A 24,319-nucleotide genomic window follows, 5' to 3' on the forward strand; every position below is an offset into this window, starting at 1 on the left:
CGATGCGCCGCAGTCCGGTTTCGGACGCCAGCAGCACGACCGCCGCCGCATCGGCCTCCACCGCCGTCGTCGCCGCGGTGACGGCGTGGGCGGCGTCACCCGACAGGGCCGGCAGCCGGGCGCAGAGGCGCGCCTCGAGCCGGCGGGTGAAGCTGTCGCGCGCAAGCCCTGCAAGCGGCGCGATTTCGGCGCCGATCCCGGTCGCGCCGAGCGCCTTGCGATGGCTATCGATCGCATAGGCTTCCTGTTCGCCGCGACTGATCGCAAGTTCGGCGGCAAGCCGTGCGGCGGCCGGGATCATGTCGGGGTCGCGGTCGGCCCAGGGGGTGAACGGCGGCCGCTCGTAGCCTTGCGGGCCTTCATCCGCGGTACGCGGCCGGCGGAAGCGCAGCGGCGAACGGCTGAAGCTCTCCACCCCGCCGGCGACGAGGAGGTCGGCCTCGCCGGTTCTGATCTCGGCGGTGGCGGCGAGGATCGCGTCGAGCCCGGCGCAGCACTGGGTGTCGACCGTGACGGCCGGCATGGCCTCGGCAAGGCCGGCGGCGAGTGCCGCGACCCGGGCAGGATTGCCGCCGCCATAGAGGGCATTGCCGAGGATGACCCCGTCGATGGCATCGGGTGCGGCGCCGGCTGCCGCCAGGACGGCACCGATCGGCGCTGCGGCCAGCGCGTGGGCTTCGATCGGGCCGAACGCGCCGTGCCGCGGCGCAACCGCCGTCCGGCGCGCGGCGACGATGAAGACCTCTCGACCAGGCCCCGTCATGATCCACCCGTCACGCGAGGGGCCTGAAGCCGCCGGCCGGCCAGGCCTTGGCGAGCGCCTCGAAATCGGTCTTGCCGGAGCGGGTCAGCGGCCAGTCCTCCACCACGCCATAGAGCCGCGGCACCTTGTAGAGCGGCAGCGCCTGCCTGACATGGACGATGAGATCGGTGCGCGTCACGGTCGCGCCGACACGCAGCGCGAGCAGCGCGGCGAGCCGCTCGCCGCGCTGCGTGTCGGCAAGGCCCGATACCGCTGCGGCGGCGACGGCAGGGTGACGTTCCAGCACCCGCTCGACCTCTTCCGGATAGACGTTCTTGCCCGAGGTGACGATCTTGCGGGCGGCGCGGCCGACGAGATGCAGGAAGCCGTGGGCGTCGAGAAAGCCGATATCGCCGACCGACAGGGCACCGTCGCGATGGATCAGGTCGGTGCTGTCGCCGGTGGCGTAGTTCATGAACAGGAATGGGCTTTCGACAAAAACGAAACCGGTGCGGCCGGGCGCGAGGCGCCGGCCGGTCCGGTCGCGAATGGTGACGGTCGCACCGGCGAAGGCGCGGCCGACCGAGCTTTCGGGGACATGTTCGTCGGCCTTGGCGACGGTGATGAAGCTCGTTTCGGATGCGCCGTAGAACTCGGCGAAACGTGCGCCTGGGAAAAGGCGGGCGAGGGCGCCGCGCGCCGCGTGCGGCCATTTGGCACCCGAGGAGAGCACCCAGCGCATGGCCGGCAAGGACCGTTCGCCGGCCGCCGCGATCATCATCTGCAATTGGGTCGGCACGCCGTAGAGGATGCTCGCCCTTTCGCGCTCGGCAAGGCGCAGGGCGGCGTCCGGCCTGAAGCGGCGCGACAGGATCACCCGCGCACCGGCATGCAGGCCGTGGACCAGGGCGTAGAGGAACAGGGAATGGGTGAGCGTGCCCGGAGCCAGCACGACGTCGCCGCTGCCGATGCCGAATTCGATCGCGTCGCCGCGGAAGCTTTCGGTCCAGGAGCGATGGCTGCGGCGATAGCCCTTGGGCAGGCCGGTGGAGCCGGAGGTGAAGCCGACATAAAAAGGCAAGGCCTCGTCGGGTTCATCGATCGCGGCGTTGCCCGAGGCCGGAGCCCAGGCCGGCATGGCGAAGGGGTCGGCGACGAGCACCGCGCCCTCGATCGCGAGGCCGGCATCCGTGGTCCAGGTCAGGGCCGGCCGCAGCGCCGCGAGAATGTCGCGCGTCAGCGCCGGCGGCCAGCCGGGATCCAGCACCTGTGCCTCGCGGCCGGCGCGCGCGGCGGCGAGGAAGGCGATGGCGAGGACCGGACCGGTCGGCAGGTGCAGCGCGATGCCGCCGCCCGGCGGGCTCGTCCCGGCGATGGCGCGTGCCAACCGGCTGATCTCCCGGTCGAGCGCCGCCCAGCTCAGCCTGATGTCCTCGAACACCAGCGCTTCCGCATCCGGCCGCTCCGCCGCATGCCGGGCCAGCGCGGCCGTGACGCTCATCGGGCGCGCCCGAGGGCGGCCGGATAGGTCCGGCCGGCCGCCTCGGCCAGCAGCGCTGCGGCGATCGCCTTCAGGAGATCGCCCGGAATGAAGGCGGTGACCGCGATCAGCGCCTGGAGCGGCGCGAGCCGCGCGACCGCCATCAGGCCGAGAATGCCCGAGGCGTAGATGACGACAATGCCGCCGACGATGGCCGCGAGCAGGGCGGCAGGGAAGACCGGCAGGCGCGAAAGCCTCTGCATGACGAGCCCGGTGACGAAGGCACCAGGCACCCAGCCGATGAGAAAGCCGACCGAGGGCGCGAAGAAGACGCCGAGACCGCCGCGACCGCCGGCGAGCAGCGGCGCGCCCAGCGCGACGACCAGGATCAGGAGAAGCACGGCGAGCGCTCCCTGGCGCGCACCGAGCACGATGCCGGCGAGCATGACGCCGAGCGTCTGGGCGGTGATCGGCACGCCGCCGGCAAAGGCGAGCTGGAAGGCCGGCAGCAGGCCGAGCACCGCGATCAGGGCGGCGAACAGGGCAATGCGGACGAGGGCGCGGGTTTCCATGGTGGATCTCTCAATTGTTGCGCGATGGCCGGTCGTAGCCGCGGGCATCGAGCGCATCGGCGACGTGATCGGCAAGGCGCAGGGTTTCGACGAGGAACAGACCGACGAGCCGGAGCGGCACGCGCCGGCGCGAGCGGGCCCGCCAAGCCTCCTCGCGGGCCCGCCAGTTGGCGAGCAGCACCGGCACGAAGCGCAGGACCAGCGCGACGGCGAGCGCGATCTTGCGCGGATCGAGCCCAAGCGGCCGGCCAAGCCGCAGCACCGGCTCGATCGCCGCCATCAGCGCGGTCATGGTCGTGGTCATGGTGACGAGATCGGCCGCCAGAACCATGACGGCAAGGCGCAGGACCGCGCTCGCGCCGTAGCTCCAGCCGGCCGCATAGGCCTGCAGGCCGAAGATGACGGCAAGCAACGGCAGGAGCGGGCGGAACAGCCAGAGACGGCCCAGCGCCCGCCGGCCGAGGCCGGCATAGGCGGCGCCGACGAGGCCGAGCGCCAGGGCGAGGACGCGCCAGTCGTCGACGGGCAGGAGGCCGATGCTGAGCGCGGCCAGCAGCGCGAGCTTCAGGCTCGCCGGCAGCCGGTGCGCCCAGGTCGTTTCGGCGAGATAGCCGCCCATCATGGCGCGCGCTCCGTGAGGAGCGCCCGTCCGCGCGCCTCGGCATGGGCGCGATAGCGCGGCAGGATCTCGGCGGGTGGGCCATCGGCAGCGATGCGGCCACGCTCGAGCCAGACGATGCGGTCGAAACCGGCAATGAGGTCGAGATCGTGGCTCGCCATGACGATCTGCTGCGGCAGCGCGGCCAGGCGCGCCGACAGCGACAGCCGCATCGGCAGGTCGAGGCTGGCGAAGGGCTCGTCCAGCAGGATGATGGCCGGCTCCGGGGCGATGACCGCAAGAATGCAGACAAGCTGCTTCTGGCCTTCCGACAGTTCGTGGACGGCGCGTCCGGCCCAGCCGGCGCAGCCATGGGCGGCGAGCAGGGCTTCGGCCCGGCGCTGGGCTTCGCCGGGGGCAACGCCGCGTTCGGTGAGCCCGAAGGCGATCTCCTCGCCGACGGTCGGGAAGATGATCTGGTGGTCCGGGTTCTGGAACACGAAGCCGATCTCGTCGTGAAGCTGCTTGCGGTCGCGGACCGTGTCGCGGCCGTTGACCGAGACGCCGCCGCCATCGGGTGCGACGAGGCCGTTGGCGAGCCGCAGAAGCGTGCTCTTGCCCGAGCCGTTGTCGCCGACGAGGCCGATGCGCGGTTCGGTCAGGACGAGTGAAAAATCGGCGAAGATCGGCAGGGCGCCGCGCGTGAGCGCGACGCGGTCGAAGGCCAGCCCGGCGGTTGCGGCATCACCCGGCCGTGCTTCGACCGCCGGATCGTATGGTCGGGCCTGGCGCCGTTTCGGCCTGAGCATGTCGAGCAATTTCACGCCTTGGCTCTCGCGTTTCGCCTCTGCCGGCACGGGCTCGCCGGCATCGGCCGGGGCCCGATACCGCGCGGGATCTTCGACAAGGCGGGCCGGATCCCGCCTGATGGCCGCCAGCCCGCACCTGCCGGCCGCGCGCCAGGCACGGGGCGGTTCGGGCGGCGCAATCTAAGCGAGACCGGTCTGGTCGGGAACATCCGCCGTTCAGCCCGTGGCTCAGTCGCGGCCGGTGCGGGCGAGGGCGAACGGCAGGACCGGGCCGCTGCCCTGCCTGCGCAGGAGCCAGGCGGCCAAGGTCAGCGTCCACCGCGACTCGACCGTGTCGTCGACGAGCAGCACCGGCCCTTCGAGGATCGGCTCGCCGGTCGCGGCCAGCGCGCCGTCGACGTTCAGCGCCTGTTGCGTGGCATTCGCCATGCGCCGCTGCTCGGGCCGCTCGGCGGTCCGCTCCAGCGCCATGCGGAACGGCAGGCCGAGCGATGCCGCCAGCCTTTCGGCGAAATCGGGCACCAGATCCGGGTGGCGGAGCGAGGGCACGGCGGTGACCCAGGTCGGCGAGGGGGCGGGGCCCCAGTCGCGGACGAGGGCGGCCGCCGCCGCGACGAGCGTGTCGGGAAAGCGGTGGTCGTGCAGCTTGCCCCGCCGCACCTCGCTGCCCCAGCCGGCATCGCCCCAGATGCTCATGATCCGGCCGGGCTCGGCGCGCAGGCCGGGCTGGATCCGGCCGCTCAGGCGCTGGCGCGGCAGACCGCCGGCCGGCCATTGCAGCCGGGGTTCGAGGGGCAGGTCGCTGCGGCGCAGGAAGGTGATCGCGGCCTCGACCAGGTCCGGTTCGACGTGATCGGGCAGCGCGGGCAGGGCCGGCGGATCGGCGAGGGCCGGGTCGCCGTCCAGCGCGGCGATGAGAAAGCCCATATGGGCGCCGAAGGGCTGCGCCACATAGTCGCGCATCTGCTGCTGTTCCTCGCGGCGCAGCGCGGTCAGCCGTTCGGCGCGGGCCCAGAACGCCTCGCCGAGCGGCGCGCCGGTCACCTGCCAGCGGCTCGCCTGCCGGACGATCGGCGCGGGCTCCTCCAGCGACATGAGCGCGATGGCCCGCTCGATCCGCCCCTTGCCGAGATTGACCCGGCCGAGCAGCGCCGGCACCGACAGGCCGTCGGGTTCGGCGGCGAGGGCGTCGAGCACGGTGCGGGCTTCCTCGCGCGTCGGGAAGGCGCTGCGGATGAACCAGTCGTTGATGTCGTCCTCTTCGTCGCCGCTCAGCAGCACGCCGTAGGCGGTATCGAGCGCGCGGCCGGCGCGGCCGACCTGCTGGTAGTATGCCACCACTGAGGCTGGCTTCTGATAGTGGATGACGAAGGCGAGATCCGGCTTGTCGTAGCCCATGCCGAGGGCCGTGGTGGCGACCAGCGCCTTCAGCCGGTTGTCGAGCAGGGCCAGTTCGAGATCGGCGCGGCCGTCGCCCGTCTGGCCGCTATAGGCGGCGACCTCGAAGCCGCGGCTGGCCAGCCAGGCCGCCACCTGCTCGGCGTCGCTGATCGTCAGGGTGTAGACGATGCCATGACCGGGCAGGCGCCGCAGCGCGGCGGCGAGCCAGGCCAGGCGTTCGGCCTGGCTGCGCAGGCGGATGGTCTGCAGGGTCAGCGAGCCGCGATTGAGCGGGCCGCGCGAGATCATCAGGTTCGGACCGAGCACGCCTGAAAGATCGGCGGTCACGCGGTCATTGGCCGTGGCCGTCGTGGCCAGCAGCCGCAGATCCGGCGGCAGCCGGCGGACGATGCGCTCCAGCAGGCGGTAATGCGGCCGGAAGTCGTGGCCCCAGTCGGAAATGCAATGGGCCTCGTCGATCACCAGCAGCGAGACCCGCGCGGTGATGTCGTCGAGCACCTCGGCGCGAAACCGCTCATTGGCAAGCCGTTCCGGCGAGATGAGCAGGATATCGATCTCGCCGCGCGCGAGCCGCGCCTCGATGTCGCTCCAGTCCTCCGGATTGTCGGAATTGATGGTGGCGGCGCTGAGGCCCATGCGCTCGGCGGCGGCGATCTGGTTGCGCATGAGCGCCAGCAGGGGCGAGACCAGCAGCGCCGGGCCGAGGCCGGCCTCGCACAGCAGGCGTGTGGCGATGAAATAGACGAAGCTTTTGCCCCAGCCGGTCTTCTGGACCACCAGCAGGCGGCCGCGACCCTCGACCAGGTGGCGGATCGCGGCCTCCTGGTCGTCGCGGAAGGCGGCATCGGGCCGTCCCGAGCCGCTCCGCAGGAGTTCGAGCGCGCGGGCGGCGTCATAGGTCACGCGGCAGGATCCTTCACGTCTGGCCGGGTCGAGGCGGGCGGGCTAGCATGTGTCGGCCCGGGCGGCCAGCCTTCGCGCGAATAATTTACCATGCGGGGCTGATCTGTCCCGAACTTAACCAGTCAGCACGCCGGCTGGTTCATGATAAGGAGCGGAGCCGGCCGAGGGCGTGTTGGGGGGCTCGGTCTGCACTGTGTCGGGTGCCCCCGTGTGGTGTTTCTTTCGCGCGTTCGCGGTCGCTGTGGGACTTGGAGCGCGGCAAGGAAACAGGACATGAGGTTCTATCGGTCGCGGGTGTCGCTTCGGCTGTGACATTCGCGCCGCGCCTGATATCGATTGCAGGCACATGTCAGAGCCGGGACACGGGTCGATGCCGCCGCTCCATTCGACGACATTGCTGCTCTCGCTGGTGGCGATCGCGCTTTCCACCGGCCTGCTCCTGCTCATCTCCTCGCGCCAGAACCGCGACGAGACCTCGCTCGTCTATTGGGGCATCGCCAATCTGATCGGTGCCGTCGGGCTCGTGCTGCTCGGCATGAGGGGGGTCGCTTCCGATCGGCTGAGCATCGACGCGGCCAATGCCATCCTGATGCTCGGCTATGCCTTGAACTGGGCCGGCGCGCGCCGGTTCTGCCGGCTGCCGGTGCCCTGGGCCTGGGCGCTCGCGCCGGCGGTGCTCTGGCTGCTGCTCTGCCAATGGCCGACCTTCTACACCAATGTCGAATGGCGGGTGATCGCAAGCTCTGCGGGTCTCGGCCTGCTGACCCTCGCCTGCGCCATCACCTTCTGGAACTTCAAGGCCGAGCCGCTGGTGTCGCGCTACCCCGCCGTCACCTGGTTCGTCATTCACGCCTGCGTGTTCATCGTGCGCATCCCCTTCGTGATGGTGACCTCGCTGCCGGAGAGCGATCTCGTCATCGGCTCCCACTCGGTGACATTGCTGCTGTTCGAAGCGCTGTTCCATCTCACCGTCATTTCCTTCCTGCAGCTGTCGCTGACCAAGGATCGGGCCGAGAACCGCTATCGCGTAGCGGCGGAGACCGATGTGCTGACCGGCGCGCCGAACCGCCGCGCCTTTTTCGATCGCGCCGAGCGGGCTCTCGCCATGACCCTGGGCGCCGGGCGGGACGGGGCCGTCCTCGTCATCGACATCGATCGGTTCAAGCAGATCAACGATACGTTCGGCCATGCCGGGGGAGATCGCGTACTGGTGGCGGTGGCCGGCGCCATCCGCGGCCAGCTCCGCCCCCAGGACGTCTACGGCCGGATCGGCGGCGAGGAATTCGGCTGCTTCATTGCCAATGTCTCAGCCTCCGGGGCTTTCCAGGTGGCCGAACGGCTGCGCAGCCATATTGCCGGCCTGGCGGTGCCGGGCGACACCATGCCGATCGCCGTCTCCGCCAGCATCGGCGTCGCGACCATCAAGGGCCGGAAGATCAGCCTCAGCCATCTGCTCGACGAGGCCGATACGGGGCTCTACACAGCCAAGCGGGGCGGCCGCGACAGGGTGGAAGGCGGATCCCGCCGGGCCAGCCGCGGCGGCGCGCGCTCGGCCCGCGGATAACACCGCCCCCGCGGCCGTGCCGCCCCGACCCCGCTGACGGCCCTGCCGCTGCCGCGGCGCCGGGCGCCATGCCGGCACCACAATGGCGCCTTCAGATGGGGCGGTGGCTTCGGCGCGGAGGAGGCGGCGATGAGCGGGCGGAACGCGGACAATCCCGGCCTGCCGGTGCTGCCGCCAGTGCTGCCCGCCGTCACGCTGCTGGCCGCCGTCGCCCTCGACTGGCTGCCGCCCCATATCCTCGCACCGGCCATCGGCCTCAATGGTCAGGTTCTCCTGGGCCTCGCGCTGGCGGCCGCCGGCCTGTGGTGCGCGGCGAGCGCCGCCAGCCTGTTTCGCCGGGCCGGCACCAATATCGTGCCGACGCAGCCGACGCTGACCATCGTCACCGGCGGTCCCTATCGCTTCACCCGCAACCCCATGTATCTCGGCATGGTGCTGATGGTGCTCGGCGCCAGCCTCGTCTTCTCGCTCGAATGGGGCATCATCCTGACGCCCGTCCTGTGGCTTGCCCTCGACCGGCTGATCGTCGCGCGCGAGGAGGCCTATCTCGCCGCCAAGTTCGGCGCGGACTATGAGGCGCTCCTCGCCCGCACCCGCCGCTGGCTCTGACGCCGGTTCCGGCATGCCGGCGCGAGGCGGCTCGGCGGCGGCCGCTTGCGCCTTCGCCACAATTGGCCTGCAGGTTCGTCGACCAAGGCGCCGCGTCGCCGCTCCCGGCGGGGCGCCGATCGACATGCAGGTGGCGTCAAGAGCGGGTGGCGGGAGGGTGCAAATGGCTTTTCGGATCGTTCTGGCCACGCTGGCGGCGGTCAGCCTTTTCGGCTTGCCCGCTGGTGCCCAGGACCATGGCGTCAGGCCCGCCGGCGGGCTCGTGCCGGACGCGGAGACGGCGATCGCGATCGCGGTGGCGGTCTGGGGGCCGATCTACGGCGCCGAGAGGATCCGGCGCCAGCGGCCCTATGTGGCGACGCTCCGGGATGGACGCTGGACCGTGCAGGGATCGCTGCCGCGCGCCGCGCTCGGCGGCGTTGCGATCGCCGTCATCGCGCGGGAGGACGCTCGCGTGCTGCGGGTGAGCCACGGACGCTAGCCGCCGGGCGCGACGGGATCGGGTCGCCGGACAGCCGCGCGGGTGTGCCGTCCGGCCGCGGCGTCAATCCCGGTGTCGCGCCGAGCCGAGAACCTCGGCCAGCGAAGGCCGGTGGTGGCCGTCGCGGCCGGTGGTGGCGGGCGCTGCCAGCATGGCGTTCAGCACCGCCTCCTCCGTCGCCTCGGCCGCCGCGCGGAAGGCGAGATCGATGCGGTTTTCGTTGAGCGCCGTCAGCGCGACGAAATCGCCCGTCTCGTGGTGATCGATCCTGCCGGCGGTGGAGAAGGCGAGCGCGATATCGCCGCTGCCGTGGCCCCAGAAGGCACCGAGACGGGCGAGCCCGGCGCCGCAGCGGCGGGCGACCCGGCTGAGCTGGCGCGTCTCCATGGCGATGTCGGTTGCGGCGACGAGAATGACCGAGCCGCGTTCCGGCCGGCCGTCCGCGCCATCCGGCGGCACCGGGCGCCGGCCGTCGGGCAGGACGAGATCGCCGGCATTGCCGAAATTGGCGAGGGCGAGCACGCCGAGGACATGATCGCGGCCGTCGAGCGCGACGATCCGGGACGCGGTGCCGACACCACCCTTGAAGCCGAAGGCGCTCATGCCGGTGCCGGCGCCGATGGCGCCCTCGGCAACCGGCCCGGTCTGCGCGGCATCGAGCGCGCGGAACGCATCGGCCTCGGTGAGCGCCCGCGCCCTGATGTCGGACAGCCAGCCGTCATTGCATTCCAGCACCAGCGGATTGACCGTGCCCGTGGTGCGGCCGATATCGGCATTGGCGGCCAGCGCCCGGCTTACCAGCGCGTTGAAGCCGGTGCCGACCGCGAGCGTGTTGCCGAGCAGGATCGGCGTTTCGATCTGGCCGAGCTCGGCCACCTGGATCAGCCCCGCGCTCTTGCCGAAGCCGTTGATGATGTCGACGCCGGCCCGCACCTTGCTGCGGAACAGGTCGTCCGCATGTGGCAGGATGGCGGTGAAGCCGGTCCGAACCGCTCCGGAGCGCAGCGTGTGGTGGCCAACGCGCACGCCCGCAACATCGGTGATGGCGTTGAGCGGACCGGGCGGCAGCAGGCCGCAGGCAAGGCCGAAGTCACGGGCGCGGATGGGCATGCGGTCGCCGTCCTGGTTGCGGCGCCCCGATGCGACCGGGGCGGTCCTGTGGTCGCCTGCTTATCGCCCATCCCGGCGCGCCGTGCCATCGGCTTGCCGGCGGGCAAGGGCGCGCAGGCGGCGCAGCAAGGGACAGGGCGTCCGAATGAGGCTAGGCTCGATGCCGGCATGCGCGGTGACCGCCGTCGGCGGCCTCCGCGCACGGCTTCAGTGCTTCCCCGTCGATAGGAAACCAGCCATGGCCCAGTACAAGATCGCCGTCATCGTCGGCAGCCTCCGGCGTGACTCGTTCAACCGCAAACTCGCGACCGCCATCGCCGAACTCGCGCCGCCGAACTTCTCGTTCCATCAGGTCGAGATCGGCGACCTGCCGCTCTACAACCAGGACGACGATGGCGACCAGGCGCCTTCGGTCAAACGCCTCAAGGCCGACATTGCCGGCTCGCAGGGGCTTTTGTTCGTCACCGCCGAATACAACCGCTCGATACCCGGCGTCCTGAAGAATGCCATCGATCACGCCTCGCGGCCCTATGGCCAGAACGCCTGGGCGGGCAAGCCCGCCGGCGTCATCGGCGCCTCGATCGGCTCCATCGGCACGGCCCTGTCGCAGCAGCATCTGCGCAATGTGCTGGCCTATCTCGACGTGCCGACCATGGCCCAGCCGGAAGTGTTCATCCAGGTCAAGGACGGCCTGTTCGACGATGCCGGCCATATCGGCGAGGGCAGCCGCGCCTTCCTGCAGGCCTGGATGGACCGGTTCGTCGACTGGATCGTGCGCCACAACGGTTGACGGCCCCGCCGGCGGCGAAGGCTCGAGGCCTTCGCCGCGACCGGCCGCTCGACCCGGCGGGTCCCCGAGGGGCCGCTGCCGTCGCTTCCGCGCAACGGCCGTCCGCCATCCGTTTTCCAGCGGCCTGATCGGCGCAAGCGGCGGCGCCCTGCGAACAGGTCTCACATGGCCGGAACGGGGCGTGCCGCAACGGCCGGGCCTCTCCTGCGGCTGCCGGAAACGACGGCTCCTGCCTGCCCTGGTAGAGCCGGGCCCACGGTTCCGGGCGTTCTCGCGTCCTGGTTGTGAAGTATTTCATTCGTAACGACGTGCAATATTGTAGTTCAATTCAGTTTATTGCATTGGAAGACATGACATTTCATTCTGCAACTAAATGTGACGTAATTCCAAATAGTTGACCCTATCGATTCGCCGTTGTACTTTTCTGGCGATGCAATATTCGCGGAGGTGGCAATATGGGGGTGGCCGCCAGAGCGGCCTTTCTGGGATAATGGTGCTCGAGATGTTCGTAGCTGATCGAACTGTACGATGATCAATTCGGTCTCATCTTGAGGCGCTGTGGCGGCGGTGGCTGATGCCGATCGTCTCCTCGCAAATCACCGATCGCATGGTGTGGGAAAATCGGCCGCGCTCCGAGCGTCGGACGCCGTAGCCATGCGGCTTGAAAGCAACGCAAAGACAAAATCGAAGCAACGACCGGAGGTTCACTTCGAAAAATCGAAGCTTGCACCGCTTGTCGCAACGAAAAGCCGTGCCTGACGACATCAAGAAGCGTCAGGCAGTATTCAGGAAAGATCTGGAGCTTCAGACCATGACCTTCAAACAGAGCCTGCTTCTCGGCAGCGCCACCGCCGTTCTCGCGACGGCGAGCGCCCATGCGGCCGACCTGCCGGGCAAGGCCGCGCCGGCCGAATATGTGCGCGTCTGCGACACCTATGGCGCCGGCTTCTTCTTCATTCCCGGCACGGATACGTGCCTCAGGATCGGCGGCTTCGTCCGCGCCGACTACACGATGAACACCTCGCCGGGCAATCGCGTCAATCCGGCGACCGGCGTCAACTATCTCGGCACGTCCTACTATGATCAGGCCTATGCCACGTCGGTACGCCTGACCCTGAACGTCGATGCCCGCTCGAACACGGAATACGGCCTGCTGCGCGCCTTCGGCCAGTTCTCGGCCTATCGCGGCGCCTTCAGCAACGCCATCAATTCGCAGGCCCTGATCAATTCGGGCGCCGGCGCCTCGCCGCGCGCCTCCGCCATCAATCTGGAGCGGGCCTTCATCCAGTTCGCCGGCTTCACGGCGGGCTATTCGGCCTCGTTCTTCAACTTCTACCAGGGCGACGTGCAGTTCGGCGGCAACTTCGCCGCAACCGCGCGCGGCACCACGGTGCTCGCCTACACCGCCGCCTTCGGCTCGGGCCTGTCGGCGACCGTCTCGATCGAGGATTCCATGTATCGCCGCTACGGCAATGGCGACAGCTGGTACGGCACGGTCGGGGCGCCCGGCGCGATCATGGGCTCGTCGCTGCAGCGGCCGCTCTCCGGCCGCAACGGCCTGACCTATGCCGGCCAGCAGATCCCGGACATCGTGGCGAACCTGCGGATCGATCAGGCCTGGGGCTCGGCGCAGATCATGGGCGCGCTGCACCAACTGCGTGACTTCGGCTATGCCGGAGCTGTCAATGTGCCGACCGCCCGGGCCGGCGACAAGATGGGCTGGGCCGTCGGCGGCGGCCTGCGCCTCAACCTCGACATGCTCGCCCGCGGCGACGTGCTCTGGCTCCAGGGCGTCTATGCCGACGGCGCGCTCGACTATGCCTTCGGCGTCGCCAACCAGGGCGGTGATCGCGAGGGCATCTGGGGAGCCGGCAATCTCGTCGGTGTCAACGCGCTGAAGAGCCAGCTGCGCGACGCGATCGTCAATACGGCGCTCGCCAACCCGCAGATCCAGACCACCAAGGCCTGGTCGCTGGCCGCCGGCTTCCGTCACTTCTGGACCCCTGCGCTGCGCTCGTCGATCTTCGGCTCCTATTCGAACATCGATCAGCCGGCGGCCGCGCTCAATCTCTACGACATCAAGTACTGGTCGGTCGGCGTGAACACGATCTGGTCGCCGGTGCGCAACCTCGATCTCGGCCTCGAGGTCGCCTACCACAATATCCGCTCGCGCACGCAGGCCGGCGGCATCCCGATCATCACGCCGAGCAATACCCCGCGCGGCCAGGAGGGGGCCTGGATCGGCACCGTGCGGGTCCAGCGCAATTTCTGACCCTCCCGGGGGAGCGGTTCCGAGGTTCCCGGCGGCCCGCCGCCGGGAGCAGAGCGCTGCAGCCGGCCAACAGGAGTGCCCGCCTGGGCCGCAGCGTTCCCTTGGTGCCGGCCGGCATCCCGTGCCTCCTGAAACGGATGCCGGCCGGCCCACTGGAGGCATGATCTTATGCCGGCGACCCGGTGCCGGTCGGGCGCTATTGTCGTTATATGTGATTTCTGAAATAAATACTTTGAGTTCTGTAATATATCGAAATATTTCTTTGTAACATGTGTGTTGAATCCAACACATGTCCTCTGTTGTTGCTTTAATTTATTCTTTTATGCTGGAATGAATCGCCGATCCTCGTCAGCATCGATCTGAAGACGCGCCGTCGCCATGCCGGCGCGAGGCGAGACGGGGGCGGAAATGATCCAGCAACGGCCGATCCGGATGTCCGGTGCGCGGGTCAGAATGATGGACGGAGCGCCGATGCGACGCCTGCGATAGGCAGTTCGCCGGGGCGAGGGATCGCGGCGTCCGCCCAGGACGATCAAGACCCGTGACCGGGCGGTGAACGCGCCGGACCGGGCTCGCAGAGCTCAGACGACAGAATGTCTGCGATCGGCAGGCGGCAGGGCGCGAGGCAAGCGCCGGCCGGCCTCGCCGTGCGGGCAGGCCATGCCCGGCGCCATGAACGAGAAGCCGGGCGTAATCGAGGGGAAGATGGAGGTCCCGATCATGACAACCAAGCACAGACTGCTCGCCGGCGCCGCGAGCCTCATTCTGGGGGCCGCCGGGGCCCAGGCCGCCGATCTGCCGGGCAAGGCCGCGCCGGCCGAATATGTGCGCGTCTGCGACACCTATGGCGTCGGCTTCTTCTTCATTCCCGGCACCGATACCTGCCTGCGCATCGGTGGTTTCGTCCGCGCCGATTTCATCGCCAGCACGAACCCGGGCAACCGCGTCAACAACAATCCGAACGTCCCCGGCGCGCAGGTGCTCGGCACGTCGTTCTTCGACCAGAACTATGCGACCGCGGTTCGCCTGACGCTGAACGTCGACGCCCGCTCGAACACCGAGTACGGCCTGCTCCGCGCCTTCGGCCAGTTCTCGGCCTATCGCGGGCCGTTCAGCGGCACGTTCTCCTCGCAGGGCCTCGTCAATTCCGGCGCCGGCCAGTCGCCGCGCGCTTCCGCCATCAACGTCGAGCGCGCCTTCATCCAGTTCGCCGGTTTCACGGCGGGCTTCTCGGCCTCGTTCTTCAACTTCTACCAGGGCGACGTCCAGCTCTCCGGCAACTTCGCCGCGACGGCCCGCTCGACCACGGTCCTCGCCTATACCGCCTCGTTCGGATCCGGCCTGTCGGCCACGGTCTCGATCGAGGATTCCATGTATCGCCGCTATGGCAATGGCGATTCCTGGTACGGCGCCGCGGGTCCTGCCGGGACGATCATGTCGTCGTCGCTGCAGCGTCCCCTGTCGGGCCGCCAGGGCATGACCTATGCCGGCCAGCAGATCCCCGACATCGTCGCGAACCTGCGCGTCGACCAGGGCTGGGGTTCCGCCCAGGTCATGGGTGCGCTGCACCAGCTGCGTGACTTCGGCTATGCCGGCATCGTCAACGTTCCGACCGCGCGCGCCGGCGACAAGATGGGCTGGGCGGTCGGCGCGGGCCTTCGCATCAATCTCGACATGCTCGCCCGCGGCGACGTGCTGTGGCTCCAGGCCGTCTACACCGACGGTGCCCTCAGCTACGCCTTCGACACCCAGAATCAGGGCGGTGATCGCGAGGGCATCTACGGCGCGGGCAATTCGGCCGCTGTCAATGCGCTGAACTCGCTGCTGCGCGACGCCGCCGTGACGGCGAGCACGGGCGGCGCGCCGCTCGTCGGCAACGCCCAGATCCGCACGACCAAGGCCTGGTCGCTGGCCGCCGGCCTCCGCCACTTCTGGACGCCGGCCCTGCGCTCGTCGATCTTCGGCGCCTATTCGAACATCGACCAGCCGGGCGGGTCGACGCTCAACGACGTCAAATACTGGAACGTCGGCGTGAACACGATCTGGTCGCCGGTGCGCAATCTCGATCTGGGCGTCGAGGTGGTCTACCACAATATCCGGGCGCGCACGCAGAGCGGCGGCATCCCGGTGATTTCGCCGAGCAACACCTTCCGCGGACAGGAGGGGGCCTGGGTCGGCATGGTACGCGTGCAGCGGAACTTCTGACCTTCGGCATCGCCGTCGACGATCCCGGCGGGCCTCGCCGGGAACACTCCAGGACGCCTGTGGCGCGGGCGCGTCCTGGCGCATCGGCCGGCCCGACCGGCGTCGCCGCGGCGGATCGCCGCGGAACGGTTCCTGCAATGCCCATGCAATGCGGCGCTGCGTCCTTGCCGGTCATCGACGGCAAGGGCGCCTTTTCATGATTCCGGATCATCGCGACACCCCGACCTCCGCCCCGATCGTGCCGGACGAGGCGATCCGCGCGATCCTCACCGCGCGCATCGATGCCCATCGGCAGAGCCATGGCATCGTCGTCGGCGTCATCGAACCGCATGGCCGCCGCGTCGTCGCCCATGGCCGGATGGGGCGCGACGATCCCCGGCCGGTCGAGACCGACACGCTGTTCGAGATCGGTTCCATCACCAAGCCCTTCACGGCGCTTCTGCTCGCCGACATGGTCGCGCGCGGCGAGCTGGCGCTCGACGACCCGCTGGCCAAATATCTGCCTGGCGGCGTCGATGCGCCGGTGCGTGCCGGCCGCACCGTGACGCTTGCCGATCTCGCCACCCACACGTCCGGCCTGCCGAGCCTGCCCGACGATTTTGCACCGGGCGACAGCGGCAACCCCTATGCCGACTATACGCTGGCCCAGCTCTACGGCTTTCTGTCGCGGTTCGTGCCGGCCACCGATATCGGCACGACCTTCGGCTATTCCAATCTCGGCTACGGCCTGCTGGGGCAGGCACTCGCCCATCGCGCAGGCATCGGCTATGCCGGGCTCGTCGCCGCCCGCATCACCGCGCCGCTGGGCATGACCAGCACGATGATCGCGGTGTCGGGGGAGGCCGCCGAGCGGTTCGCGCCCGCCCATGGCGCCGATCTCGCACCGGTCGCGCATTGGGACCTGCCGACGCTGGCCGGCGCCGGCGCGCTGCGCTCCACCACGCGCGACCTCATGCATTTTATCGAGGCTGCGCTCGGCTATCGTGAAAGCCGTCTCGCAGAGGCCTTCGCGGCCATGCTGCAGCTGCGCCGCCCGACCGGCCTGCCGGGCGCCGCGATCGGCCTCGGCTGGATGATCGAGGAGATCGCGGGCGACACGCTGGTCTGGCACAATGGCGGCACCGGCGGCCATCGCAGCTTCGCCGGCTACCGCATCAAGGCCGGCACCGGCGTCGTCGTCCTCTCCAACACGTCGGCCCAGCTCGGCATTGACGACATCGGCCGCCACCTGCTCGACCACCGCCTGCCGCTCACGCCGCCGCCGAAGCCGCGCGTCGCGATCGCGGTCGCGGCCGATCGGCTCGAAGCGCATGTCGGCCGTTATCGGTTTAGCCCGGAGCTGATCCTCACCGTGACGCGCGAGGACGCGCGGCTCTACGTCCAGGCGACCGGCCAGCCGAAGATCGAGATCTTCGCCGAAAGCCCGCTCGCCTTCTTCGCGCGCGAGGTCGATGCCCAATTCGTGTTCGAAATGGACGGCACCGGCCGGGCAGGGCGCCTGATCCTGCACCAGGGCGGCGGGACGGCGCCGGCCGAGCGGCTGCCCGAGGCCTGACGCGGCGGGCTGGCGCAGCCATGCGCGCGCGTCCGAACGGTGTGGCAGCCGGCTTCAGTCCTGCAGGCAGGACTGAAGCAGGGCCTCGATCGCGTCGCGGTCGAGCTTGCCGTTCTCGGCGATCAGCACGAGCCGGACAGGCCAGGCACCGTCGCGGCCGGCGGGCGCTGGCCCGAGCGTGGCGCGCTGGCCGACGAGCTGGAAGAGCATCGGCTTGCCTCCCTGTTCGGTGAAGGCGAGGAAGCCCTTGGCGCGGACGAGGCGCGGGCTCAGGGTCTGGACCGCGGCCTGGAACCGCCCGAGCGAGAAGGGCTTGCGGGCGGTGAAGGACAGCGTCTCGAACTGGGGTGTCGAGAAGCCGTGGGCGCGTCGGGCCGCCCCCGGCGCCGCATCGGCCGGCCGACGAGGCGTGTCGATGTCGCCGGCAAAGGCGAGTTCGGGTGCGATCCTGCCTTCGCTGACGTCGAAGATCGCCCGGCCCGGATGGCGCGCAGCGATGAGCGCGCGCGCCCGCTGAAGCTCCTCCGGGGTGACCAGGTCGGCCTTGTTGAGCGCGATGATGTCGGCGGCGGCGATCTGGCTATGGCTGAGCGGATCGTCGAGCCGGGCGGGATCGTCGACGAGCGCCCGTGCGTCGGCGAGCGCGATCACCGTTTCCAGGGACGCCTCGCGCCAGATCACCGGATCGAGCAGGCTGCGGACGATCTCGGCCGGATCGGAGATGCCGCTCGTCTCGATGACGATCGCCTCGGGTGGCGGATCGCGCCGCAGGATCCGGCCGAGCGTGCGCAGCAGGTCGCCCTGCAGCGAACAGCAGATGCAACCGTTCTGCAGGGCGACGACCCCGTCGGCGCTGTTCGCCAGAAGCTCGGCATCGATGTTGATGGCGCCGAAATCGTTCACCACCGCGGCGATGCGCCGCCCGTCGGCGGCACCCAGCAGGTGGTTGATCAGGGTCGTCTTGCCCGCGCCGAGAAAGCCCGACACGAGCAGGATCGGGACGGCCATGGTTTCAGCCGGCCCGCTTGACCGGGCGCCGCACCGGCCGGCCGGGCCGGGCGGTGGTGACGAGCGCGCCGTCCGAGATCACGGCTTCGCCATTGACCAGGACATGCTTCATGCCGTCCGCGGGCCGGTTCATCGCCTTGAACTCGGCCCGGTCGGTGAGATTGTCGTAGTCGAACACCACGATGTCGGCGTCGCAGCCCGGCTGCAGGCGTCCCTTGCGGCGCATGGCCGGCGTGCTCTCGCCGAGGATGTCGGCCGGGATGAGCGTGCATTTGGCGAGGCCGTCGATCAGCGACAGAGCCTCACGCTCGCGCACCCAGTGGCGGAGGAAGCGGGTGAAGGTGCCCGACGAGCGCGGATGGGCCGAGGCATCCTTCGGCAGCGGCCAGGCATCGCCCTCGTAGAACGAGCCGTCGGCGAGCGACCAGGGCATGGCATCGGAGGCGATGGCGCCTTCCGGGAACAGGATCGATACGTCGAGCAGATCGCGGTGGCGCGGATTGGCCTCGGTGTCGAGGAAGTGCCAGAGCACCAGCGAGCCGGGGTCCTGCGCCTGGGCGGCCAGGATTTCCTCGCGGTTGTGGAAGGTGCGGCCGGTATCGACCATTTCGATCGCCTCGTAGCCGCTGCCGGTGCGCTCGACGAAGGCCGGGTCGGCGAAGAAGGCGGCGCCGAGAACGGTCGAGCCGGTGCCATAGGGATAGGCTTCGACCGTCACCTTCAGGCCCTGGGCCTGCGCCTTGCGGATGAGCGCGGCAGCGCGCTCGACATCCTGCAGGCTGGTGCTGTTGAAGTGGCAGATATGCATGTGCGCCCCGGTCGAGCCGGCATAGCCGACCAGGCGGGTATAGGCTTCGATCGAGCTCCTGGGGTCGCTGTTCGAGGCATAGGCGACATGGGTGTAGGTCGGCACGCCATAGCGGACGGCAAGGCTCGCCACCTCCGAGAGCTCCTTGACCCCGGCGCCCGGGGCATAGGCATTGAGGATGCCGATGCCGATGCCGCCTTCGTCGAGCCCCTGGGCGATGAGGGCGACGATGTCCCCGACCTCCTTGTCGGTCGCGACATTCTCGACCCAGCGCTTGTCGTGATTGTTGCGCGCCATGTAGCCGAGATCGGGCTGCAGTTCGGCGCCGGTCATGGCGGCGATCCGGGCAAAGGCCCAGTTGGCGGCGGCGCCATAGTTCAGCACCCGCCGCTTGGCCTCCTGCTGCTCGTACCAGCGGGCGACCGGCAGCATGCCGGCCTCGAGCTCCAGCGACGTGGTCACGCCGTCGAAGGCCTGCATGCGGTCGGCGGCGATCGACTGGCCATGGGCGTGCAGATCGATGAAGCCGGGCGCCACCACCAGGCCGCCGGCGTCGATGCTGCGCGCGGCCTCGCCGTCCAGCTTGCCGACGGCGACGATCCGCCCGTCGCGCAGGCCGACATCGCCGGTCGCGTCCAGTCCGGTTTCGGGATCGATCAGGCGGCCGCCGCGGATGGCGAGATCATAGGGGCCGGGCTGGTTCTTTTCGGCGGAAGGCGAAGTGCTGGCGTTCATCGGACGGACGTTTTCCTCAGCTCTTGTGGATCGCGCGGGCACCCCGGCGCGAGCGGCGGCGATCCTAGGCGAGGGGCTCGCGGCAAGTCGATATGGCAGTTCGGGAGGCAGCATCCCGACAGCCGCAGGCGACGGCCCGCATGCCTTGAAATCGCGGCGCGTTGCGCCAGGATGGCGGGCGCGGCATGAGGTTCGGATTCAGGAAATGCCGGCAACGCATTGCGCTTCGGCGCCATTTTCCCGCATATGCGACGGCGGAAGGGCGGAGGCGGAATGGGCGGCGTCATCCTGATGACCATCGCGATGCTGGTCCTGCCCGTCGTCGACGGCATCGCCAAATATCTCAGCCACGACCATTCGCCGCTGTTCCTCAGCTGGGCGCGCTGCGTGGCGGCCGGACTGGTCGTGCTGCCGGTGTCGCTCGCCGTGCATGGCACCCGGCCGTTTCCGACCGCGCGGCTCGGCTCGCATCTGCTGCGCACCGTGTTCCTGGTGCTCGCCATGTCGCTCTACTATCTCGCGGTCGCGCGCATTCCGCTGGCAACCGCAACCAGCGCCTATCTCTCAGCGCCCGTCATCGCCGTGGCGCTGGCGGTCGTCATGCTCGGCGAAAGGCTGTCGCCGGCGAAGCTGGCCGGCCTTTCGCTCGGCTTTGCCGGAGCCATGGTGATCGTGCGCCCGGGCGGCGCGATGGAGCCGGCCATTCTCCTGGCTTTCGCAGCGGGGCTGGCCTTCGCCTTCTATCTGGTGGCGACGCGCCGGATGGCACAGGCCGAGGATGCGCTGAAGACCCTGGCGTTCCAATGTGTGGCGGGCGCGGTGCTGCTGACGCCGCAGGCCGTCGCCAACTGGTCGGTGCCGGCCCGCGCCGAGATCGTGCTGTTTGCCGGGCTCGGGCTCGTGTCCGCGCTCTGCCACTTCCTGTCGATCGCCGCCTTCCGGCGGGCCGAGGCCTCGGTGCTGGCGCCGCTCGTCTATGTCGAGCTGATCGGCGCCGCGCTGATCGGCTATTTCGCCTTTGGCGAAATTCCCGGACGGGCGACACTGGCCGGCGCCACCCTCATCGTCGCGGCCGGCCTCGTGCTGTTCCGACGCGAACGGAGGCCGGCCGCGGAGCCGTCGGAGACCGCCTGATCAGGCTGCCGCCGCGACGATATGGTCGATATGGGTCGCGACCTCGAACACGGCGCAATTGTAGGGCACGTTGCTGCGGATATTGCGCCGATAGCCGTCGCCCTCGCTCAGCATGCGCTGCACGGCGCCGGCGATCTGCTTTTCGAAGCTCTTCACGGCAATGCCGACGCTGGCCTCCAGCACCCAGTCCACATTGGGCCGCTCCTGCGGCATGGTCGCGGCGTTCCGCTCGACGATGACGGGGCAGCCCATATGGATCGCCTCGCTGATGCTGCCGGGGCCCGGCTTGCCGATCACGAAGTCGGCGAGCCGCATATAGTCGGCGACATTCTGCACGAAGCCGACGGCGTGGCAGCCGGCGCGGCCGGCGAGGGTTTCGCGCAGTTTCCGGTTGCTGCCGCAGAGCACGATGGTCTGCACGTCAAGCCGGGCCTCGGCGAGGCTGTCGACGATGCCGAGCGTCGCACCGAGCGCGCCGTTGCCGCCGAACATGACGAGGCCGGTCGGCCGGCCCGGATCGAGGCCGAGCCCGGGCAGCGACAGCCGCGGTTCCTCCGGCTGCCCGTAGAAGGAGGGTTTCAGCATCATGCCGGAAACCTCGATCAGGTTGGCCGGCTGGTAGAACCCGGTTTGCCTGGCCTGTTCCGTGGCCTTCTGGGTGCCGCAGACCATGATCTGGTCCTGGTCCTCCATCCAGAAGTTCGGCGGACAGTCGACCATGTCGGTCATGACGGTCAGGTAGGGCGTGCGCGGATGGACCTGCTTCAGCGCCCGGAACAGGATGCCGTTGAAATTGGGCACGACCGACACGACGAGGTCGGGCCGGCGGCGGCCGGGCTCCAGCCAGTAGAGGCGCAACAGCTCCTCGAGCTCCAGCGCATAGTGGCGGATGAAGGCCTGCAGCAGGGGCAGGATCGCGCCGAGACCGCGGGTCGTGCCGCGCTTCAGCGCGGTGTTGTAGACGTCCTGCGCTTCGATCGGTTCCAGCGCCAGGTTCGGCGCCAGCGGGCCGAGGATGCGCTGCAGCGGCCGGGCGACGCGCCGGGAGATGCGGTGCACCGGATCCATCGGCTGCAGCAGCTTCTGCAGGTCGACCGGTTCGACCTGCCAGTCCGGATGGCGTTCGGCGAGCACGGCCTTCAGCGCGTTCATGGCGCTGCGATGACCGCCGCCGGCATCCATATAGACGATTTCGATCAGCACGTTGGATCTGGTCATCCGAACACGGTTGTCCAAGGCGACCGGACGGCCGATGCTACGCGTCGGCCCGGCCAGGGCACCTGGCCGCGCCGATTCGGCTTAGCCGGATCAACACTTGCAACGTCAGGGCTGACCAGAAGTTCTTGACACTGTTACGACAGCGACGGCGGCTCAGGTGCGGGACCGCGGTCGAGGCGGCACATCTCGGCGCCGGAAAAGGCGCGCGAACGGGTGATGAAGCGCCGCTCCGTGCCGTTGTCGAGCGAGAACATGCCGCCGCGGCCGGGCACGACATCGATGATCAGCTGGGTGTGGCGCCAGAGCGCATATTGGGCCGCGCCGATATAGACCGGCGCGCCGCCGATCTCGCCGAGCCGGACGTCGCTGTCGCCGATCAGGAAATCGCCCTGCGGGTAGCACATCGGCGAGGAGCCATCGCAGCAGCCGCCAGACTGGTGAAACAGGATCGGCCCGTGCGCCGCCTGCAATTCGCCGATGAGGTCGAGAGCCGCCTGCGTGGCGGTCACGCGGTCGAGGGACGCCTCGGTCATGGGGGAGCTCGCTTGCCGGCAAAAAGGCCCGGTACGGGACCGACGGGGATCGGGAGGTGCCGTACCGGGCAGGGCCGCCCGGCGGGGCCGGGCGGTCGGGGGACGGATCAGAAGAAGCCGAGCTTCTTCGGTGCGTAGCTGACCAGCATGTTCTTGGTCTGCTGGTAGTGGTCGAGCATCCTCAGGTGGTTCTCGCGGCCGATGCCCGACTGCTTGTAGCCGCCGAAGGCCGCATGAGCGGGATAGGCGTGATAGCAGTTGGTCCAGACCCGGCCGGCCTGGATCGCCCGGCCGAAGCGGTAGGCGCGGGTGCCGTCGCGCGACCAGACGCCGGCCCCCAGCCCGTAGAGCGTATCGTTGGCGATGGCGAGGGCTTCGTCGTCGTCCTTGAAGGTGGTCACCGCCACCACCGGGCCGAAGATCTCCTCCTGGAAGACGCGCATCCGGTTGTGCCCCTTGAAGACGGTCGGCTTGACGTAGTAGCCGCCGGCCAGCTCGCCGCCCAGCACGGCGCGCTCGCCGCCGGCCAGCACCTCGGCGCCTTCCTGGCGGCCGATGTCGAAATAGCTCAGGATCTTTTCGAGCTGCTCGGAGGAGGCTTGCGCGCCGATCATGGTCGCCGGGTCGAGCGGATTGCCCTGGACGATCGCGCCGACGCGTTTCAGGGCGCGCTCCATGAACCGATCGTAGATGCTCTCGTGGATCAGCGCCCGGCTCGGGCAGGTGCAGACCTCGCCCTGGTTCAGCGCGAACATGACGAAGCCTTCGATCGCCTTGTCGAAGAAGTCGTCGTCCTCGGCCGCGACGTCCTTGAAGAAGATGTTGGGCGACTTGCCGCCGAGCTCCAGCGTCACCGGGATCAGGTTCTGACTGGCATATTGCATGATGAGCCGGCCGGTCGTGGTCTCGCCGGTGAAGGCGATCTTGGCGATGCGGTTCGACGAGGCCAGCGGCTTGCCGGCCTCCAGGCCGAAGCCGTTGACGATGTTGAGCACGCCGGGCGGCAGGAGGTCGCCGATCAGCTCGGCCAGGACCATGATCGAGGCCGGCGTCTGCTCGGCCGGCTTGATCACCACGCAATTGCCCGCGGCGAGCGCCGGCGCGAGCTTCCAGACCGCCATCAGCAGTGGGAAGTTCCAGGGAATGATCTGGCCGACGACGCCGAGCGGCTCGTGGAAATGATAGGCGACGGTGTCGTGGTCGATCTCGGAAATGCCGCCTTCCTGGGCCCGGATGGCGCCGGCGAAGTAGCGGAAATGGTCGATGGCGAGCGGCAGGTCGGCGGCCATGGCCTCGCGGATCGGCTTGCCGTTGTCGAGCGTCTCGGCTTCCGCCAGCAGCTCCAGATTGTCCGCCATGACGTCGGCGATGCGATGGAGCAGCAGCGCGCGGTCGGCGACGCTGGTGCGCCCCCAGGCGTCCTTGGCGGCATGGGCCGCATCGAGGGCCTTTTCGATGTCCTGGGCGTCGGAACGGGCCACCTCGCAGATGAGGCGTCCGGTGACCGGCGAGGTGTTCTCGAAATAGCGGCCGGCGACGGGTTCGACCCAGCGGCCGCCGATGAAATTGCCGTAGCGGGGCTTGAACGGTGTCGATGCCGTGCGGGTGAGTTCGGGCTTGTTCATGGTTTCCTCCAGCAGTGCCGGGGCGCAAGGCCTTCGGCAATGGCGGGAGGATCGGCCGTGGCCGCGGGCGCCGTCAGCCGGGCGGCCGCAGGCGGGGCGGGCGATGTGTCGCAGGATTGCGACACATTCGCCGGTGGCGGCTCTGCCCCGCGGCGGGCGTGGGACGG

At 69.4% G+C, this 24,319-nt stretch carries 20 protein-coding genes; 8 read left to right on the forward strand and 12 right to left on the reverse strand.

Features of this window, described 5'->3' with window-relative positions; all coding sequences use genetic code 11:
- The 6 genes from OZ671_RS20400 to OZ671_RS20425 form a co-directional block, all read right to left on the reverse strand.
- Window positions 1-763: beta-ketoacyl synthase N-terminal-like domain-containing protein (locus OZ671_RS20400; RefSeq protein ID WP_268862460.1), on the reverse strand; the 763-nt coding region annotated here is incomplete at its 3' end.
- A 10-nt stretch (window positions 764-773) separates the two neighbouring features.
- Window positions 774-2,243 carry an AMP-binding protein gene (locus tag OZ671_RS20405; RefSeq protein ID WP_268862461.1) on the reverse strand — a complete coding sequence of 490 codons (1,470 nt, stop codon included), beginning with the start codon at window positions 2,241-2,243 and terminating at the stop codon, window positions 774-776.
- Window positions 2,240-2,794, reverse strand: a complete 555-nt coding sequence (locus OZ671_RS20410; protein WP_268862462.1) for a biotin transporter BioY — start codon at window positions 2,792-2,794, stop codon at window positions 2,240-2,242. The genes OZ671_RS20405 and OZ671_RS20410 overlap by 4 nt, the downstream gene beginning before the upstream one ends.
- A gap of 10 nt (window positions 2,795-2,804) precedes the next feature.
- A complete protein-coding gene (locus tag OZ671_RS20415) occupies window positions 2,805-3,416 on the reverse strand; it encodes an energy-coupling factor transporter transmembrane component T (RefSeq protein WP_268862463.1) in 612 nt (203 codons plus the stop codon).
- Window positions 3,413-4,216: an energy-coupling factor ABC transporter ATP-binding protein gene (locus OZ671_RS20420; protein ID WP_268862464.1), complete on the reverse strand. Its 804-nt coding sequence runs from the start codon at window positions 4,214-4,216 to the stop codon at window positions 3,413-3,415. The genes OZ671_RS20415 and OZ671_RS20420 overlap by 4 nt, the downstream gene beginning before the upstream one ends.
- 213 nt (window positions 4,217-4,429) lie before the next feature.
- Entirely contained in the window at window positions 4,430-6,505 is a 2,076-nt protein-coding gene (locus OZ671_RS20425; RefSeq protein WP_268862465.1) for a DEAD/DEAH box helicase, read from the reverse strand.
- 370 nt (window positions 6,506-6,875) lie between these two features.
- On the opposite strand from OZ671_RS20425, the gene OZ671_RS20430 reads away from it, so the two are divergent.
- The 3 genes from OZ671_RS20430 (at window position 6,876) to OZ671_RS20440 (ending at window position 9,159) form a co-directional block, all read left to right on the forward strand.
- A complete protein-coding gene (locus OZ671_RS20430) occupies window positions 6,876-8,069 on the forward strand; it encodes a GGDEF domain-containing protein (protein WP_268862466.1) in 1,194 nt (397 codons plus the stop codon).
- Between the two features lie 129 nt (window positions 8,070-8,198).
- Complete coding sequence (locus OZ671_RS20435) at window positions 8,199-8,678, forward strand: methyltransferase family protein (RefSeq protein ID WP_268862467.1); 480 nt, start codon at window positions 8,199-8,201, stop codon at window positions 8,676-8,678.
- A 163-nt stretch (window positions 8,679-8,841) separates the two neighbouring features.
- Complete coding sequence (locus tag OZ671_RS20440) at window positions 8,842-9,159, forward strand: YbbC/YhhH family protein (RefSeq protein WP_268862468.1); 318 nt, start codon at window positions 8,842-8,844, stop codon at window positions 9,157-9,159.
- 63 nt (window positions 9,160-9,222) lie between these two features.
- Here OZ671_RS20440 and OZ671_RS20445 read toward each other — a convergent pair whose 3' ends face one another.
- Entirely contained in the window at window positions 9,223-10,269 is a 1,047-nt protein-coding gene (locus OZ671_RS20445; protein ID WP_268862469.1) for a DmpA family aminopeptidase, read from the reverse strand.
- Between the two features lie 238 nt (window positions 10,270-10,507).
- Between OZ671_RS20445 and OZ671_RS20450 the strand changes: the two genes are divergently transcribed.
- The 4 genes from OZ671_RS20450 to OZ671_RS20465 all read left to right on the forward strand — a co-directional run bounded on the left by OZ671_RS20450 (window position 10,508) and on the right by OZ671_RS20465 (window position 17,091).
- Entirely contained in the window at window positions 10,508-11,059 is a 552-nt protein-coding gene (locus OZ671_RS20450) for an NADPH-dependent FMN reductase (RefSeq protein ID WP_268862470.1), read from the forward strand.
- An 811-nt stretch (window positions 11,060-11,870) separates the two neighbouring features.
- Window positions 11,871-13,331 carry a porin gene (locus OZ671_RS20455; protein ID WP_268862471.1) on the forward strand — a complete coding sequence of 487 codons (1,461 nt, stop codon included), beginning with the start codon at window positions 11,871-11,873 and terminating at the stop codon, window positions 13,329-13,331.
- 720 nt (window positions 13,332-14,051) lie between these two features.
- A complete protein-coding gene (locus OZ671_RS20460; protein WP_268862472.1) occupies window positions 14,052-15,536 on the forward strand; it encodes a porin in 1,485 nt (494 codons plus the stop codon).
- 196 nt (window positions 15,537-15,732) lie between these two features.
- A complete protein-coding gene (locus OZ671_RS20465) occupies window positions 15,733-17,091 on the forward strand; it encodes a serine hydrolase (RefSeq protein WP_268862473.1) in 1,359 nt (452 codons plus the stop codon).
- Window positions 17,092-17,145: 54 nt separating this feature from the next.
- Here OZ671_RS20465 and OZ671_RS20470 read toward each other — a convergent pair whose 3' ends face one another.
- Together OZ671_RS20470 and OZ671_RS20475 are read right to left on the reverse strand one after the other, a co-directional pair.
- Complete coding sequence (locus tag OZ671_RS20470; RefSeq protein ID WP_268862474.1) at window positions 17,146-18,099, reverse strand: CobW family GTP-binding protein; 954 nt, start codon at window positions 18,097-18,099, stop codon at window positions 17,146-17,148.
- A gap of 4 nt (window positions 18,100-18,103) precedes the next feature.
- Window positions 18,104-19,642 carry an amidohydrolase family protein gene (locus tag OZ671_RS20475; RefSeq protein WP_268862475.1) on the reverse strand — a complete coding sequence of 513 codons (1,539 nt, stop codon included), beginning with the start codon at window positions 19,640-19,642 and terminating at the stop codon, window positions 18,104-18,106.
- A gap of 273 nt (window positions 19,643-19,915) precedes the next feature.
- On the opposite strand from OZ671_RS20475, the gene OZ671_RS20480 reads away from it, so the two are divergent.
- Window positions 19,916-20,776: a DMT family transporter gene (locus OZ671_RS20480; RefSeq protein ID WP_268862476.1), complete on the forward strand. Its 861-nt coding sequence runs from the start codon at window positions 19,916-19,918 to the stop codon at window positions 20,774-20,776.
- On the opposite strand, the gene OZ671_RS20485 is transcribed toward OZ671_RS20480, so the two are convergent.
- The 3 genes from OZ671_RS20485 to adh form a co-directional block, all read right to left on the reverse strand.
- The gene (locus OZ671_RS20485; protein ID WP_268862477.1) at window positions 20,777-21,994 is read right to left on the reverse strand and encodes a glycosyltransferase; all 1,218 of its coding nucleotides are present in this window, start codon (window positions 21,992-21,994) and stop codon (window positions 20,777-20,779) included. It abuts the gene before it with no gap.
- A 134-nt stretch (window positions 21,995-22,128) separates the two neighbouring features.
- Window positions 22,129-22,527 (reverse strand): DUF779 domain-containing protein, encoded by a 399-nt coding sequence (locus OZ671_RS20490; RefSeq protein ID WP_038306070.1) that lies wholly within the window; start codon window positions 22,525-22,527, stop codon window positions 22,129-22,131.
- A 107-nt stretch (window positions 22,528-22,634) separates the two neighbouring features.
- The gene (adh, locus tag OZ671_RS20495; protein WP_268862478.1) at window positions 22,635-24,152 is read right to left on the reverse strand and encodes an aldehyde dehydrogenase; all 1,518 of its coding nucleotides are present in this window, start codon (window positions 24,150-24,152) and stop codon (window positions 22,635-22,637) included.
- Window positions 24,153-24,319: the final 167 nt, after the last annotated feature.

Source organism: Phreatobacter sp. AB_2022a (genome assembly GCF_026847585.1).
Classification (GTDB): domain Bacteria; phylum Pseudomonadota; class Alphaproteobacteria; order Rhizobiales; family Phreatobacteraceae; genus Phreatobacter.